The sequence below is a fragment of the Microvirga pudoricolor genome (assembly GCF_016892705.1).
Taxonomy (GTDB): domain Bacteria; phylum Pseudomonadota; class Alphaproteobacteria; order Rhizobiales; family Beijerinckiaceae; genus Microvirga; species Microvirga pudoricolor.
In genome coordinates this window covers 335,418-350,824 of the sequence record NZ_JAFEMB010000001.1, presented here as the reverse complement: position 1 = coordinate 350,824, position 15,407 = coordinate 335,418, and the positions used below count along the sequence as shown (strand labels likewise).

At 66.4% G+C, this 15,407-nt stretch carries 17 protein-coding genes and 1 riboswitch; of the genes, 5 read left to right on the top strand and 12 right to left on the bottom strand.

What is annotated here, in order from left to right; all coding sequences use genetic code 11:
• Nucleotides 1-154: 154 nt before the first annotated feature.
• From ILT42_RS01630 to coxB, 10 genes are all read right to left on the bottom strand, one after another.
• Nucleotides 155-1,435, bottom strand: a complete 1,281-nt coding sequence (locus ILT42_RS01630; RefSeq protein ID WP_204213563.1) for a M16 family metallopeptidase — start codon at nt 1,433-1,435, stop codon at nt 155-157.
• A complete protein-coding gene (thrC, locus tag ILT42_RS01625) occupies nt 1,432-2,847 on the bottom strand; it encodes a threonine synthase (RefSeq protein WP_204213562.1) in 1,416 nt (471 codons plus the stop codon). The genes ILT42_RS01630 and thrC overlap by 4 nt, the downstream gene beginning before the upstream one ends.
• Before the next feature lie 100 nt (nt 2,848-2,947).
• Nucleotides 2,948-3,703: an SURF1 family protein gene (locus tag ILT42_RS01620; RefSeq protein WP_204213561.1), complete on the bottom strand. Its 756-nt coding sequence runs from the start codon at nt 3,701-3,703 to the stop codon at nt 2,948-2,950.
• On the bottom strand, nt 3,700-4,071 hold the full coding sequence (locus ILT42_RS01615; RefSeq protein WP_229428319.1) for a DUF983 domain-containing protein: 372 nt from the start codon (nt 4,069-4,071) through the stop codon (nt 3,700-3,702). Before ILT42_RS01615 ends, ILT42_RS01620 begins: the two co-directional genes overlap by 4 nt.
• A 117-nt stretch (nt 4,072-4,188) precedes the next feature.
• Nucleotides 4,189-5,049 carry a cytochrome c oxidase subunit 3 gene (locus ILT42_RS01610; RefSeq protein ID WP_204213560.1) on the bottom strand — a complete coding sequence of 287 codons (861 nt, stop codon included), beginning with the start codon at nt 5,047-5,049 and terminating at the stop codon, nt 4,189-4,191.
• A gap of 62 nt (nt 5,050-5,111) precedes the next feature.
• The gene (locus tag ILT42_RS01605) at nt 5,112-5,705 is read right to left on the bottom strand and encodes a cytochrome c oxidase assembly protein (protein WP_204213559.1); all 594 of its coding nucleotides are present in this window, start codon (nt 5,703-5,705) and stop codon (nt 5,112-5,114) included.
• 8 nt (nt 5,706-5,713) lie between these two features.
• Nucleotides 5,714-5,875: a hypothetical protein gene (locus tag ILT42_RS01600; protein ID WP_204213558.1), complete on the bottom strand. Its 162-nt coding sequence runs from the start codon at nt 5,873-5,875 to the stop codon at nt 5,714-5,716.
• A gap of 3 nt (nt 5,876-5,878) precedes the next feature.
• Nucleotides 5,879-6,835 carry a heme o synthase gene (locus ILT42_RS01595; RefSeq protein WP_204213557.1) on the bottom strand — a complete coding sequence of 319 codons (957 nt, stop codon included), beginning with the start codon at nt 6,833-6,835 and terminating at the stop codon, nt 5,879-5,881.
• Nucleotides 6,836-6,981: 146 nt separating this feature from the next.
• Entirely contained in the window at nt 6,982-8,601 is a 1,620-nt protein-coding gene (gene ctaD / locus ILT42_RS01590; RefSeq protein ID WP_204213556.1) for a cytochrome c oxidase subunit I, read from the bottom strand.
• 32 nt (nt 8,602-8,633) lie between these two features.
• On the bottom strand, nt 8,634-9,485 hold the full coding sequence (gene coxB, locus ILT42_RS01585) for a cytochrome c oxidase subunit II (protein ID WP_229428318.1): 852 nt from the start codon (nt 9,483-9,485) through the stop codon (nt 8,634-8,636).
• On the opposite strand from coxB, the gene ILT42_RS01580 reads away from it, so the two are divergent.
• The 3 genes from ILT42_RS01580 to ILT42_RS01570 all read left to right on the top strand — a co-directional run bounded on the left by ILT42_RS01580 (nt 9,421) and on the right by ILT42_RS01570 (nt 11,048).
• The gene (locus ILT42_RS01580) at nt 9,421-9,591 is read left to right on the top strand and encodes a hypothetical protein (RefSeq protein WP_204213554.1); all 171 of its coding nucleotides are present in this window, start codon (nt 9,421-9,423) and stop codon (nt 9,589-9,591) included. The two genes, coxB and ILT42_RS01580, sit on opposite strands and share 65 nt — an antisense overlap.
• 282 nt (nt 9,592-9,873) lie before the next feature.
• Nucleotides 9,874-10,314 (top strand): invasion associated locus B family protein, encoded by a 441-nt coding sequence (locus ILT42_RS01575; protein WP_407664528.1) that lies wholly within the window; start codon nt 9,874-9,876, stop codon nt 10,312-10,314.
• A gap of 83 nt (nt 10,315-10,397) precedes the next feature.
• Nucleotides 10,398-11,048, top strand: coding sequence for a hypothetical protein (locus ILT42_RS01570; RefSeq protein WP_204213552.1), 651 nt, complete (start codon nt 10,398-10,400; stop codon nt 11,046-11,048).
• 60 nt (nt 11,049-11,108) lie between these two features.
• Here ILT42_RS01570 and ILT42_RS01565 read toward each other — a convergent pair whose 3' ends face one another.
• Both ILT42_RS01565 and ILT42_RS01560 read right to left on the bottom strand, forming a co-directional pair.
• Complete coding sequence (locus tag ILT42_RS01565; RefSeq protein ID WP_204213551.1) at nt 11,109-11,774, bottom strand: LysE family translocator; 666 nt, start codon at nt 11,772-11,774, stop codon at nt 11,109-11,111.
• 146 nt (nt 11,775-11,920) lie between these two features.
• A complete protein-coding gene (locus ILT42_RS01560; protein WP_204213550.1) occupies nt 11,921-13,228 on the bottom strand; it encodes a hemolysin family protein in 1,308 nt (435 codons plus the stop codon).
• A gap of 170 nt (nt 13,229-13,398) precedes the next feature.
• Nucleotides 13,399-13,489: riboswitch (glycine riboswitch) on the top strand.
• A 173-nt stretch (nt 13,490-13,662) separates the two neighbouring features.
• On the opposite strand from ILT42_RS01560, the gene gcvT reads away from it, so the two are divergent.
• The gene (gene gcvT / locus ILT42_RS01555; RefSeq protein WP_204213549.1) at nt 13,663-14,811 is read left to right on the top strand and encodes a glycine cleavage system aminomethyltransferase GcvT; all 1,149 of its coding nucleotides are present in this window, start codon (nt 13,663-13,665) and stop codon (nt 14,809-14,811) included.
• 106 nt (nt 14,812-14,917) lie between these two features.
• Nucleotides 14,918-15,289 (top strand): glycine cleavage system protein GcvH, encoded by a 372-nt coding sequence (gene gcvH / locus ILT42_RS01550; RefSeq protein ID WP_204213548.1) that lies wholly within the window; start codon nt 14,918-14,920, stop codon nt 15,287-15,289.
• The last annotated feature ends 118 nt before the right edge of the window (nt 15,290-15,407 follow it).

The following is a 15,407-nucleotide window of genomic DNA, read 5'->3' as shown; positions in this document are numbered from 1 at the left end:
CATGATGGGGTTGGTATCGGTCGGGCCCCCCAAGGGCAAGGCAAAGCAAACATCCGGTTCGACTTGTCCGCAGGAGTCACAGGGCGGGAGCCGTCCCCTGAGAGACGGTCTCAGCGCCCATGAGCCTACTTTGCGGCGGGAATGAGGTAACAGTCTAGCCCTGAAGTTCCGCCTTGACGGCGGCCAGGGACGGCAAACCCTTGATGGGTCCGATGGCCGCAAGCGTCGGCGCTCCCGCAAGGACGGCTCGCCCGGCTGCGCGAACCTGCTCGACGGTAAGCGCATCGACTTTCGCGACCACCTCCTGGCTCGCGACGATGCGGCCCCAGGACAGAAGCTGGCGCGCCACCCGCTCGATCCGCCCGCCCGGCGTCTCGAGGGCCGCCAGCAGCGCCACCTTCATCTGGGCCTTGGCGCGAGACAGTTCCACCTCGCCGATATCCTCCGTGGCGCGACGCGCGCAAGCCAGAGTCACGTCCATCAGTTCCGCCACGTCCGAGCCCGCCGTTCCGGCTCCGATGCCGAACAGGCCGGAATCGGAAAAGGGCCAGTGGAAGGAATCGATGGAGTAGGCGAGCCCCCGCGTCTCGCGCACCTCGTGCCAGAGACGTGAGGTGAGCCCGCCCCCGAGGATATGGGCAAAGAGATGCGTGGCGTAATAGTTCGGGTCCTTGAACGAAAGCCCTGGCAGGCCCAGAACGATGTTGGCCTGTTCGAGCTTTTTCGGCAGACGCCGCTCGCCTCCGGTGTAATGCCCGGATTCAGGCTGGCGGATCTCCACGGCCGGAAGCCCGCCGAAATGCTTTTGCGCGAGTTCGACCACCTGCGCGTGGTCCACGTCGCCCGCCGCCGCGAGGGCCATTTTTCCAGGCGCGTATTCGCGGCCTAAATAGGTGCGGATGGTGGCCTCGTCGAAGCTCTTGATGGTCTCGGGTGTGCCCAGGATCGGACGCCCGATGGGCTGCTGTCCGAAGGCCGTTTCCATGAAGGCGTCGTAGATCAAATCGTCCGGCGTATCCTCGACGGCAGCATATTCCTGAAGGATCACGCCCTTTTCGCGGGCCATCTCGCCCGCCTCAAAGACGGAGTTCGTCAGGATGTCGCCAACCACGTCGAGGGCCACGTCGATGTTCTCGCCCAATACGCGGGCCGTATAGCTCGTGTACTCGATGCTGGTTGCGGCATTGATCTCGCCGCCCACGTTCTCGATATCCTCGGCGATCTGGCGGGCGGAGCGGCGGGCCGTGCCCTTGAAGGCCATGTGCTCGATGAAATGGGACAGCCCATGCTCGTGGGGCAGCTCGTGGCGGGACCCCGTCGCGACCCAGACGCCGAGCGTCGCGGTCGCGACCTCCGGCATCCGCTCCGTCGAGACCGTGAACCCGTTGTCGAGGCGGGTGATGCTGACCTGCTTTTCGCGGAAATGCTGGTTCATGCGGCTTGACCCCGCACCGCGCGGGCCCGCTCGCGGATGAAGCGCTGAACGGCGGCCTCGTCATTGGGCAGCACCGTGAAAGTCTCCCGTCGCTCCATGAGATCGGCCATGTGCGAGGGCAGGGCCGGCCGGATCCCCGTGGCGCGCTCGACCGCGTCCGGGAACTTGGCCGGATGGGCGGTGGACAGCGCCACCACCGGAACCTCGGGGCGCTCCTGGAGCAGGGCGCGGGCCGCGCGGGTGCCGATTGCGGTGTGCGGGTCGATCACGTAGCCGGTCTCGCGATAGGTCCGGGCCATTTCGTCGGCGACCTGCGGCTCGTCCACGGCCTGGGCCGAGAATTCGTCGCGGATGCGGGACAGCGGCTCGGCATCGATGAGGAAGGCGCGGGACTGGGCGAGCCCTGCCATGAGGCGGCGCACCGCGCCGGCATCCCGGCCATAGGCCTCGAAGAGGAGGCGCTCGAAGTTGGACGAGATCTGGATGTCCATGGACGGGGATGCGGTGGGCTGGACGCCCTTGATCTCGTAGGAGCCGGAGCCCAGCGCCCGGGCCAGGATGTCGTTGGCGTTGGTGCCGATCATCAGGCGCTCGATGGGAAGCCCCATGCGCTTGGCGGCCCATCCGGCCAGGATGTCGCCGAAGTTGCCGGTCGGAACCGAGAACGAGACCCCGCGGTCCGGGCCGCCGAGGCTCACGGCCGCCGTGAAGTAATACACGGTCTGGGCGGCCACCCGGGCCCAGTTGATCGAGTTCACGCCAGAGAGCCGCAGGTCGTCCCGGAAGCGGGCATGGTTGAACATGCCCTTCACCATGGCCTGGCAATCGTCGAACGTGCCCTCCACGGCGATGGCATGGATGTTGGGCGACCCCACCGTGGTCATCTGGCGCCGCTGGACGTCGGACACGCGCCCATGCGGGTAGAGAATGAACACATCGACCTGATCGAGGCCTTTGAACGCCTCGACGGCCGCGCTGCCGGTATCGCCCGAGGTCGCACCCACGATGGTGGCCCGGCTGCCCCGCGCCTTCAGCGCGTGATCCATGAGGCGGCCCAGCAGCTGCATCGCCACGTCCTTGAAGGCGAGCGTCGGGCCGTGGAAGAGTTCGAGCACGAACAGATTGTCGCCGATCTGGGTCATCGGGCACGTCGCCGGATGCCGGAACGTGGCATAGGCCTCCTCGATCATGCGCCCGAGTTCGGCTTGGGGAATGTCCCCGTCCACCAGGGGCCCGAGCACGTCCTTGGCCACGTCGGCGTAACGCTTTCCGGCGAAGCCCCGGATCGCGCCGTGGGACAAGGCAGGCCAGGTTTCCGGAACATAAAGGCCACCGTCCCGCGCCAGGCCGGCCAGCAGGGCCTCCGTGAAGCCGATCGCCGGGGCCTCGCCGCGGGTGGATACATGAAGCATGTCAGATCCTCAGATTGCGCCGGACATTATGCGCGGGGCGTTGCCGGAACAAGAGCGGGCAGGGCATCCCAGGTCACCGGATGTCTCGGCTTCCCGTCCGTCAGGTGTCCGATCCCTTCAGCCTGCGCCTGGCGAAGGCCACGAAGACGCCGATCAGCGTGAGGGCGATTCCGAACCACGTGAAGGCGTATTGCAGGTGGTTGTTGGGCAATTCCAGGCGACTTTGGCCACCCTTGGGCCAGCCGCCGGGATTGGGTGTGGCGTCGGCTTCCACGTAGAAGGGGGCGACCCGACCGAGCCCGCGGGCGGCCGCGATGGATGCGGGATCGCGGGCGAACCAGGTGTTTTTGGCCGGATCGTCCGCCGGCGTGAAGGCATTGCGCTCTTCCGGCGCGCGGACGAGGCCGGTCACCGCCGTCTCGCCCTGGGGCCGGCTGCCCGGCCGGGTGGCCGGGTCGCGCAGCTCCGTGGGCACGAAGCCTCGGTTGACCATCACGACGGCACCGTCCGAAAGCCGCAGGGGCACCATGAGGTAATAGCCCTGGGCAGGAGCGCCCCGCATGGCGGGAGCGAGGCCGTAGACGGGCGTCTCGAACTCATTCAGGAAGGTGCCGGAGACGCGCACGCGCCGGAACTCGTCGTCGGCGGCCTTCCAGGCGCCCCAGGCGGACTCGGGCAGGATTGCGCCCGGCTCTCCGTGGGACCGGCTTTCGATCTGCGCGATGAGGCCGTCCTTCCAGATCTTCCGCTGGAGCTGCCACGTGCCGAGCCCCACCAGGATGCCGAAGGCGACGAGCGCCGCGATGGCGGGAGCGACCAGCGTTCGCCAGCCTTGACTTTGAGTCGTCGCGGTCACTTGTGCAGGCGTCCTTCCTCGGCCTTATGGTGATATTGCAGGGCGACGAGCAGGCCTTTGGAGGGCCGCACGAGGGCCAGGCTCAGAATGGCCGACAGGCCGAACCAGAGCACGAGGTGCAGCCAGATCGGGGGCTCGAAGGCGAACTCGACCCACAGGGCAAGTCCCACCACCACGATGCCGACGATCGACATGACGAAGAAGGCCGGTCCATCGCCCGCATCCGCGAACGAAAAATCCAGACCGCAAGCCTCGCAGGACGGCCGCAGGGTCAGATAGCCCTGGAACATGCGCCCCTTGCCGCAGCGGGGGCACCGGCAGGTGAGGCCGGCCACGATGGGGGAGGGGGGTGTCAGGGTCTCGGCCAAAACGGGCCTCCGGTCGGTTCGCGGCTGCTGCGCGGTCCTGGCACATGGTGCCTGCGGGCCGAAAAACGAAGGGCGGCCATGGGCCGCCCTGCGAGAATTGATCCTTGCGGCTCCGGTCTAGTGGCCTCCGGCCACCGGCCCGCCATAGCCCCATACATAGATGGCAGCGAACAGGAACAGCCAGACCACGTCCACGAAGTGCCAGTACCAGGCCGCGAACTCGAAGCCGAGATGCTGCTTGGGTGTGAACTGGCCGAGATAGGCGCGGAACAGGCAGACCGCCAGGAAGATCGTCCCGATGATCACGTGGGCGCCATGGAAGCCCGTCGCCATGAAGAACGTGGCGCCGTAGATGTTGCCCTTGAACCCGAAGGTGGCGTGGGAATACTCGTAGGCTTGCACGAACGAGAAGATGATCCCCAGCGCGACCGTGAACCAGAGGCCCATCTTCAGGCCCTTGCGGTCGCCCTCCAGGAGGGCGTGGTGCGCCCAGGTCACCGTGGTGCCGGAGGTGAGCAGGATCAGGGTGTTGAGGAGCGGCAGGTGCCAGGGATCGAAGGTCTCGATGCCCTTCGGGGGCCAGACGCCGCCGAGAACCTCGATGCGTTGATATTGCAGCGGGTCGTTCGGATAGAGGGCAGCCTCGAAATAGGCCCAGAACCACGCCACGAAGAACATCACCTCGGAGGCGATGAACATGATCATGCCGTAGCGGTGGTGAAGCTGGACCACGCGGGAATGGAAGCCCGACTCGGCCTCCTTCACGACGTCCGTCCACCAGCTGATCATGGTGTAGGCGACGCCGATGATGCCCGCGCCGAAGATGAACGCGCCCAGATGCATGCCGGCGATCTCGAGGCCGCGCCACCAGCTCAGGAAGCCGGAGGCCAGCATGAACGCGCTGATCGAACCGATGAGGGGCCAGGGGCTCGGATCGATGATGTGGTAGTCGTGGTTCTTGCCGTGTGCCTCGGCCATCTCGTATCGTCTCCGTGCCTCGTCTTCGCTTTAAACCCGTTCTGCCAGGCTTGTCACGTCGGTTATTGGACCATGGGTTGAGGTTTCGATGCCGCGGCCTGCGCCACCGGTTTGCCCCCCTTGGAGGGGAAGTACGTATAGGACAGCGTCAGCGATCCGATATGCTTCACGTCGGAATCCTCGGCGATGCGCGGGTCGACGTAGAAGACCACGGCGGATTCGAGGGTCTCGCCGGGCTGCAGGGTCTGCTCCGTGAAGCAGAAGCACTCGAGCTTCGTGAAGTAGCTGCCGGCGAGGTCCGGCTGCACGTTGTAGGTGGCGATTCCGGTGGTCGGCTGGGTGCCGGTGTTCGTCACCTTGTAGAGCACGGTGTTGGTCTCGCCGAGCCGGACCTTGACCTCGGGCGTCTCCGGCGAGAAACGCCAGTTGAGGCCCGGCGCCACGTTGGAATCGAGCCGGACCGAAACCTTGCGGTCCGTGGCCTCGCTCGTGTTGCTCGAGGCGATGCGGGGCGTCCCGTCGAAGCCGGTGACCTTGCAGAACAGCTCGTAGAGCGGCACCGACGCATAGGCGAGCCCCACCATGCCGGCGACGATGCCGGTGCAGGACAGGACCGTCATGCGGATCTTGCGGGACTGGGAAGCCGTATCTCTCATCGCGGGCCTCACAACGGACGGTTCAGGACCTGGGGGCCAAGCTTGGCCATGGTCACCACGAAGATGAGGAGCACCAGGCCGCCCAAGGTCAGGGCGATCGCCAGCGAACGCTGGCGGCGGCGCTTCTGTTCCTCTGGGGTCAGGCGGACGGGGACGGGACGCTGGGCCATCGCTTACCCGAAGACCGGACGGAAGACGCCGAAGGCATGCTCGGCCAGAAGCGTCGCGAAGAGCAGGAACAGGTACAGGATCGAGAAGCCGAAGAGCTGCTGCGCCACGCGGGCGGCGGGCTCGCCCTCCCGCAGGCGGTAGACCTGCACGGCGAGCGCCAGCATGCCCAGGCCCCCGAGGGTCCCGATGATCGCGTAGGCCAGGCCGCCGAAGCCCATGGCCACGGGGGCCAGGGAGAGGGGGGCCAGGATCAGGGTGTAGACCAGGATCTGCAAGCGGGTGTGGTCGGCCCCCTTCACGTTCGGCATCATGGGGATGCCCGCACGCGCGTAGTCGCCGGACTTCACGAGCGCCAGCGCCCAGAAATGCGGCGGCGTCCACATGAAGATGATGGCGAACAGGATGATGCTCTCCCAGCCCACATGCCCGGCGACCGCCGCCTGGGCCACGATGGGAGGAAGTGCGCCCGCCGCACCGCCGATCACGATGTTCTGCGGCGTCGAGCGCTTGAGCCACATGGAGTAGATCACGGCGTAGAACACGATGGTGAAGGCGAGCAGCCCCGCCGCGAGCCAGTTGCTCACGAGGCCCAGCATGATCACCGAACCCGCCGACAGGAACAGGCCGAAGGCCAGGGCCTCGCCGGGAGCGATCTTGCCCGCCGGGATCGGCCGCTTGCGGGTGCGGGTCATCACCGCGTCGATATCGGCGTCCCACCACATGTTGAGGCAGCCCGACGCGCCACCCCCGATGGCGATCATCAGGAGGGACGCGAAGGCCACGACCGGATGCACGTCCGGATGTACGACCACCATGCCGACCAGCGCCGTGAACACGACCAGGAACATCACCCGCGGCTTGAGCAGGGCGAAGTAGTCCGCCACGTCGCCCTGGGACAGGCCCGGCGTCGCGAAGGGTTCGGTCGTGGTCTCGGTCAGGCTGTTCGTCGCAATGGTCATCAGAGGGTCTCTCGAAGCCGGTTTGGGGTGGAGGCCGGGCCTGCGGGCTTGGGCCTCCGTCTTGCTGCAGCTCCTCGCCGGAAGACTCCGTGGAGCCCTCGGGGGAGGAGCGGGCGGTCCTTTGAAGACCGCCCGACTCTGGCGATTTAGTGACCCGTATCGGCGATGCGCGGAAGGGTCTCGAACTGGTGGTAGGGCGGAGGAGAGGACAGGGTCCATTCCAGCGTCGTCGCGCCTTCGCCCCACGGGTTCCCGGCAGCCTTTTCCTTGCGGACGAGGGCATAGACCACGCCGAACAAGAAGAAGATGATGCCGAAGCCGAAGATGTAGGAGCCGATGGACGACACCATGTTCCAGCCCGCGAAGGCGTCGGGATAGTCCGCGTAGCGGCGCGGCATGCCCGAGAGGCCCAGGAAGTGCATCGGGAAGAACAGGACGTTCGCGCCGATGAACGAGATCCAGAAATGGGTCTTTCCGATCCATTCCGGCATCATGTAGCCGGTGATCTTCGGGAACCAGTAATAGACGCCCGCGAAAATGACGAACACGGCGCCGAGCGACAGCACGTAGTGGAAGTGGGCCACCACGTAGTAGGTGTCGTGCATGTACCGGTCCACGCCCGCATTCGCCAGCACGACGCCCGTGACGCCGCCGACCGTGAACAGGAACACGAATCCGATGGCCCATTGCATGGCGGCCGTGAAGCGGATGGAGCCGCCCCACATGGTGGCGATCCACGAGAAGATCTTCACGCCCGTCGGCACCGCGATCACCATGGTGGCAAACACGAAATAGGCCTGGGTCTGCAGGGAGAGGCCCACCGTGTACATGTGGTGCGCCCACACCACGAAGCCCACGACGCCGATGGCCACCATGGCGTAGGCCATGCCGAGATAGCCGAAGATCGGCTTCTTCGAGAAGGTCGAGATGATGTGGCTGACGATGCCGAAGGCCGGCAGGATCATGATGTACACTTCGGGGTGGCCGAAGAACCAGAACAGGTGCTGGTAGAGGATCGGATCGCCGCCACCCGACGGGTCGAAGAAGGTGGTGCCGAAGTTGCGGTCCGTGAGCAGCATCGTGATCGCGCCCGCCAGGACCGGCAGCGACAGGAGCAGCAGGAAGGCGGTGACCAGCATGGACCAGGCAAACAGCGGCATCTTGTGCAGCGTCATGCCGGGGGCGCGCATGTTCAGGATGGTGGTGATGAAGTTGATGGCGCCCAGGATCGAGGCCGCACCCGCGAGGTGCAGGGCCAGGATGCCGAAATCGAGCGCCGGGCCCGGATGGCCCGCCGTGGAGAGCGGCGGATAGACCGTCCAGCCGCCGCCGAAGCCGAGCGAACCGGGTGCGCCCTCCAGGAACAGGGAGGTGACCAGCATGCAGAAGGCCGCCACCGTGAGCCAGAACGAGATGTTGTTCATGCGCGGGAACGCCATGTCGGGCGCGCCGATCATGAGGGGCACGAACCAGTTGCCGAACCCGCCGATGAGGGTCGGCATCACCATGAAGAACACCATGATGAGACCGTGGCTGGTCACGAAGACGTTGAAGGCCTGCGGGTTCGAGAAGAACTGGAGGCCCGGCTCCTGCAGCTCGAGGCGCATACCGATGGACAGGGCGCCGCCCACGATTCCGGCGATGAAGCCGAAGATCATGTAGAGGGTGCCGATATCCTTGTGGTTCGTGGAATAGAACCACCGACGCCAGAAGGTCGGGATGTGTTCGTGGTGATCCGCGTGAGCGGCGTCAGAGGCATGTGCCATGTTCTAGACCCCTGTGGTCCTGGTTCTTGGAATTACTGGGCGTCGGCGAGCTTGACCGGCGCGGCGCTGTCGTTGGAGGCGAACTTCGCCTTGGATTCGGTGAGCCAAGCCGCGTAGTCCTGCTCGCTCACGACCCGGATGGTGATGGGCATGTAGGGGTGCCCGTTGCCGCACAGCTCCGAGCACTGGCCGTGATAGGTGCCCACCTGATCGGCCTTGAACCAAGTCTCGTTCAGGCGGCCCGGGACCGCGTCCACCTTGATGCCGAAGGACGGCATCGCGAAGGAGTGGAGCACGTCGGCGGCGGTCACCTGGACCTTTACGATCTTGTTCACGGGAACGACCATGTCGTTGTCCACGGTGAGAAGCTTGGGCTGGCCGGGCTTCAGGTCCTTGGAATCGACCATGTTGGAATCGAACTTGAAGCCGCCGCCCTGGTCGGCCGGGTACTCGTAGCCCCAGTACCAGGCATAGCCGGTGGCCTTGACCACGATGTCCGGGTTCGGAACCACGAGCTGGAGGCGCAGGAGGCGGAAGGACGGGATCGCGATGGCGACCAGGATGAGCACCGGAACGATGGTCCAGGCCACTTCCAGAAGGGTGTTGTGGGTCGTCTTGGAGGGTGTCGGGTTCCGCTTCTCGTTGAACCTGACGACGATGATGACGAGGAGCGCCAGCACGAACAGGCACACGATCGTGACCAGCCAGACCAGGTAGGTGTGGAAGTTCGACAGGTCGCGCCCGACTTCGGTCACCATGGGCTGCATGGTGGCTTCCCAAGGCTGAGGCTGGGCGGCGAATGCCTCACTAAAGCCCAACATGAAGGCGATCACTGCCGTAAAGAGGGCAGCCGCCGATCGATATCCTGAGGCCTCGATCCGCATCGGTTTTCCAAAGCTCCTACCTGATGTGATGGCCCCCGGCCGTCAGGGCTTCGAAAAGGAGGCTGCCGCACGGAAGGCGGTGCCCGGCCTGCGCCATCACCTTTGATCCCGTGTCTATGATCACAGGATCGCCGGAAGCGCAACGGTAGAAGCATTCCAAATCGTGCGTCATAACCGCCAAAGAACTCTGAAAAATCATGGGATCGTGCCCGCTCGCTTGACATTCCGGGGCGCTCCATGGTCCCAACGGCTCCACCGACGGCAGGCGATGCGGTTGTATTTCCGCCGTTTCGAACGATTCAAAACGGAGATGCCGGTGATCGTGTCACAATGGATTCGTGCGGGCGCCGCCGCGCTGTTCGGCCTCGCCCTGTTGTCCACAGCTGATATGGCCCAGGCTCAGGGCCTGGTGAAGAACACCTACGGGGACTGGCAGATGCGCTGCGAGACCCCCGCCGGCGCCAGCGCCGAGCAATGCGCCCTGGTCCAGAACGTGGCGGCCGAGGACCGGCCGAACATGTCGCTGGTGATCATCGTGCTCAAGACCGCCGACGGCAAAAGCCGTCTCCTGCGCATCGTCGCGCCCCTGGGCATCCTGCTGCCGTCCGGCCTCGGCCTGAAGATCGACCAGACCGATATCGGCCGGGCCGGCTTCGTGCGCTGCCTGACCACGGGCTGCGTGGCGGAGGTCGTCATGGAGGACACCCTCATCAACCAGATGAAGTCGGGCCAGACCGCCACCTTCATCGTGTTCCAGACCCCCGAGGAGGGCATCGGAATCCCGGTCTCGCTGAACGGGTTCGGCACAGGATTTGATTCTCTGCCGTAGAGCATCGTGCGGAAAAGTGTACGCGGTTTTCCCGCGTCCAACGATGCTCAAGTCCTTGCAAATGCATCGAATAGATCCCAAAAGTGGATCCCACTTTTGGGTCCGATGCTTTGGTCGGGCCATACAGAACCAAAATTCAGGGGGTTTTCATGCGCGTGGATGGCAAGCGGGCCGTGACCGGCCTCGGTCTGGTGGGTCTGCTCGCGCTCGGCGGCTGCGGGGGCGGCGCGCCGGGCGAGGAGGGCTCGACGTTGAGCAACATGGTCCTGTTCGCCGGACCGACGGTTCCGCCCCCCATGACTCGGCAGACCGAGGACGTGTACTGCCCCAGGGTCCAGATCCCGGACGGCGGGGCCGCCATCCAGGCCTATTCGGGCGGCCGGGTCGGCGACGCCTCGGGGCTGCGCAGCCAGATCTCCCTCGGTGAGCTCGCGCGCGAGTGCACCGGCAACGCCGACGGCACCACCAGCGTCAAGGTGGGCGTCGAAGTGCTGGCGCTGCTCGGCGCCGGCGGCGGCGCGGGCCGGTACGACGCGCCCGTGAACATCGTGGTGAAGCGCGGCGACCAGGTGATCGCCAGCCGTCCCCGCCGGGTCGCGATCGCGATCCCGAGCGGCGAGACCCAGGGCCGGGCGACGATCGTGGAGGAGAACATCGTGGTCTCCGCCGCCGACGCCACCAATTTCAGCATCGACGTGGGCCTCGGCGCCGGAGCGCGCAGCAGCCGCCGGTAGAGGCCCGATCATCGTGCCGGGCGCGAGACGGGACTCGTCCTGGACTGACTCCAGGCCCCGTCAGGCCGCGCGGCGGTAGAGGGCGATGGAGCCGGCGAGGCCCAGAAGCGCGGCGCCGCTCAGCCGGTCGAGCCAGACGGCCGCCCGGTGCGAGAAAGCCCGCGCGGCCTTGTAGCCCAAGAGGGCGTAACCGGACATCACGACCAGATCGAGGGCTGCGATAACGGCGCCGAGGAGGAGATATTGCGGGAGCGGCGGCAGATCCTGCACGACGAATTGCGGCAGGAAGGCCGACATGAACAGGTAGTATTTCGGATTGCTCATCGCCATGACGAAGCTTTTCGAGACGGTGGCGAGGGGCGAGGGCGGCGATGCGCCCCGGTGCGAGCCTTCCCTTATGTTAGGGTCCGTCCGGCCTGAGACTGGCGTAAGGGAAGGCTCCGCCCTGGCTCTCATCAGCACCGCGCCCACGAAGCCCAGATAGGCGACCCCGGTCCATTTCACCGCGAGAAACAATCCCTCGGAGGCGGCCAGGAGAGCCCCGAGTCCGAGCCCGACCAGGGCCACGAGCGTGAGGTCGGCCGCGACCGCCCCGGCCATGCCGTAGGCGGCGATCCTCAGCCCGTGCCGCGAGCCGTTGGTGAGGGCGAGCAGCACCGTCGGGCCCGGAGTCACGATGCCCACGAACATGATGGCGGCGAAGGCCAGCAGGGCGGCCAGGCTCATGGCGTCCTCCCGGACGAGACACGCCTCCAGCGGTCGTGGCGGCGGTCTCGCGAGGAAAGCCGCCGCCGCCGGAGACGTCAAGCCGTTCCGCCCTGGCAGCGCGGCCAATCATCGGGACGCTGGGATCGCTTTGGGGTCTCAGGCGGTTACGACAGCAGCGCCGAGGAGCCCGCCCGCTGGATCAGCGACGTGGCCAGGACCTTGTCGATCCGGCGGCCGTCCAGGTCCACCACCTCGAAGCGCCAGCCGAGGGTCTCCACATGCTCGCCCGTGGCGGGCAGGTGCTGGAGTTCGCTGATCACGAGGCCGCCCACCGTGTGGTAGCTTCGGCTCTCGGGCAGGGTGATGCTGAGGATCTCGGCCATCTCGTCCACCGGCATGGAGCCCGCGAGCAGCCAGGACCCGTCCTCCCGCCGCACGGCGTCGGGGTCGGGGGTCTCGGCGTCGGACCGGAACGCGCCCACGATGGCCTCCAGGGCGTCGGCGGGCGTGACCACGCCCTCGAAATGCCCGTACTCGTCATGGACGAGGGCCATGGGAACCTCGGATTCGCGCAGGAGCGAGAGCGCGTCGAGGGCGTACAGGGTATCCGGGATGATGGGAGCGATCCGGATGTGCTGGCGGATGTCGAACTCGTCGCCCGACAGGAGGGCGGCCAGGATCTCCCGCGATTGGATCACGCCGAGCATGTTGTCGGAATCGCCCTCGCTCACCGGCAGGCGGGAATGGGGCGTCTCGATGAGAAGCTGGCGGATGGTCTGGAGATCGTCCTGGAGGTCGATCCAGTCCACGTCGGTGCGGGGCGTCATGAGGCCGCGCACCGGCCGGTCGCCGAGGCGCAGAACGCCCGAGATCATGCGGCGCTCCTCCTCCTCGATCACGCCCGCGCTTTCGGCCTCGCCGACGAGGAGCTTGATCTCTTCCTCCGTGACCGTGCTGTCACCCTCGCTCGATGTGCCGAGAAGCTTGAAGATGAGGCGCGTGGAGGCGTTCAGGAGCCAGACCACCGGGGAGAAGACCGTCGAGACCAGCCTCATGATGGGGGCGACCACGCAGGCGATCGCCTCCGGGTTCCGCAGGGCGAGCTGCTTGGGCACGAGCTCGCCGATCACGATGGAGAAATAGGTGATGAGGCCGATGACGATGGCGTAGCCCAGGGGCTCGGCCACGCCGGGCGGGACGCCGTTCCCCTCCAGAATCGCCGTGAGCTGCGCGCCCAGGGCCGCGCCCGAGAAGGCGCCGGCCAGGATGCCCACCAGGGTGATGCCGATCTGGACCGTGGACAGGAACTTGCCCGAATCCTCCATGAGGGTCAGGGCCGTGGAGGCGCCGGCGCGCCCCTGCTCGGCCATGGTCTTGAGCCGTGGACGCCGCGCGGACACGATAGCAAGTTCGGAAAGAGCGAAAACCCCGTTGAGGACGACGAGAACCAGAGCGATGATCAGTTCGAACAACGATATCAGGAGCTGTCGACCCGATCAGGCCGCGCGTCTCCCCTTCTGTGGATAGGACCCTTAAGATGGGGCCTGGACGGGCTCGCGTCAATCGATCCCTGCCGGCTGGGGGCTGCGGCGGCAGGTTTGTTGACAGGAACCTGATTCATCGCCAGAGCTAATCGCAGCCGCTGATCCCCGCGGAAGAGACCGGACCCCGAGTCCGGCGCCGAAGGCGCAACCGCCCCGGAAACGCTCAGGCCAAAGGACCGCGTGGGAGCTGGCACTCTGGAAAGCGACGCCGCCGCAAGGGGGCGTCCACCGACGGGCGTAACCGCGTTCCGGCCTTGAAAGGGCGGGATTTGCGGGAAATCTCTCAGGTCATGGGACAGAGGGGGCGCAACGAACGGGCTTGACCCAAGCCCGATGAACGCGCGTCCTATGAGGGAAAGACCATGGCCGAGCCCGCCCGTGCCGACGAGCCGCTGCTGCAAACCCCGCTCCATGCCGAGCACGTGGCCCAAGGCGCCCGCATGGTGCCCTTCGCGGGCTACGACATGCCGGTGCAGTACCCCACCGGCATCCTGACCGAGCATAACTGGACCCGCGACCATGCGGGGCTGTTCGACGTGTCCCACATGGGGCAGGCCTTCCTGGTCGCCGAGGACGGCAGCCACGAGACGGTGGCCCGGGCGCTCGAGGCCCTGATCCCGGCCGACGTCGTGAATCTCAAGCCTAACCAGCAGCGCTATTCCCAGCTCCTGGCCGACGATGGCGGCATCCTGGACGACCTGATGGTGACCCGCGTGGGCGCTCCGGGCCACGAGGGCTGGCTCTATCTGGTCGTGAACGCCTCGATGAAGGATCAGGACTACGCCCATATCGAGGCCCGCCTGCCGAAGAGCGTGAGCCTGCGGCGCAAGGACGATCTGGCGTTGATCGCCATCCAGGGTCCGTCCGCTGCCGCCGTCATGGCCGGGAAGGCCCCGGCGCTGGCCGATCTCCCGTTCATGATGTCCGCCGACATCACGGTCGACGGCATCCCGTGCCATGTCTCGCGCTCGGGCTATACGGGCGAGGACGGCTACGAGATTTCCGTCGAGGCCGGGGACGCCGCGAGGCTCTGGCAGGCGCTGTGTGCCCATCCCGAGGTCAAGCCCATCGGCCTCGGAGCCCGCGATTCCCTGCGCCTGGAAGCGGGCCTGTGCCTCTACGGCCATGACATCGACACCACGACCTCGCCGGTCGAGGCCGGGCTCATCTGGTCGATCCAGAAGCGGCGCCGGGAGGAGGGCGGGTTTCCGGGCGCGAGCCGCGTCCAGCGCGAGATCAGGGAGGGAGCCTCCCGGGTGCGCGTCGGCATCAAGCTGGAAGGCCGGGCCCCCGCCCGCGAGGGCGCGGTCATCACCACGCCTGACGGCCGCGAGGTCGGAATCGTGACCTCCGGCGGTTTCGGCCCCACCGTGAACGGCCCGGTCGCCATGGGATACGTGACGAAGGATGCCGCCGCGGTCGGCACGGACCTGCATCTGGTGGTGCGCGGCAAGCCGCTCGCCGCCAAGGTCGCGGCCATGCCCTTCGCGCCCCATCGTTACAAGCGTTGATCCATCGTCATCCCGGACGGCGAAGCCGATCCGGGATCGCTAACCGTCGAACGATCCCGGCTCGCGCTTCGCTTGGCCGGGATGACATTCAAGAGGGAACCACACCATGACCACCCGCTACACCAAGGACCACGAATACATTCGCCTCGACGGCGATACCGGCACCGTCGGCATCACGGACTACGCCCAGCAGCAGCTCGGCGACGTGGTGTTCGTGGAGCTGCCGAGCGTCGGCAAGAGCGTCTCCAAGGGCGACGAAGCCGCCGTGGTGGAAAGCGTCAAGGCCGCGAGCGAGATCTACGCGCCGGTCTCCGGCGAGGTGGTCGAGGTCAACGGCGATCTCGAGGCGACCCCCGGCACCGTGAACGAGGATCCGTCCGGGCGCGGCTGGTTCATGAAGCTCAAGGTGAAGGACCAGGGCGAGCTCGACGGCCTCATGACCGAGGAGCAGTACCAGGACTTCGTGAAGTCGCTTTAGAAGGATTGAGCGTCCTTCCAACTCTATCCTCATCCTGAGGAGGGCCGTCAGGTCCGTCTCGAAGGAGGGTCCAGAGAGCACTGGAGGCGCCTCATCCTTCGAGACGAATTGCTGCGCA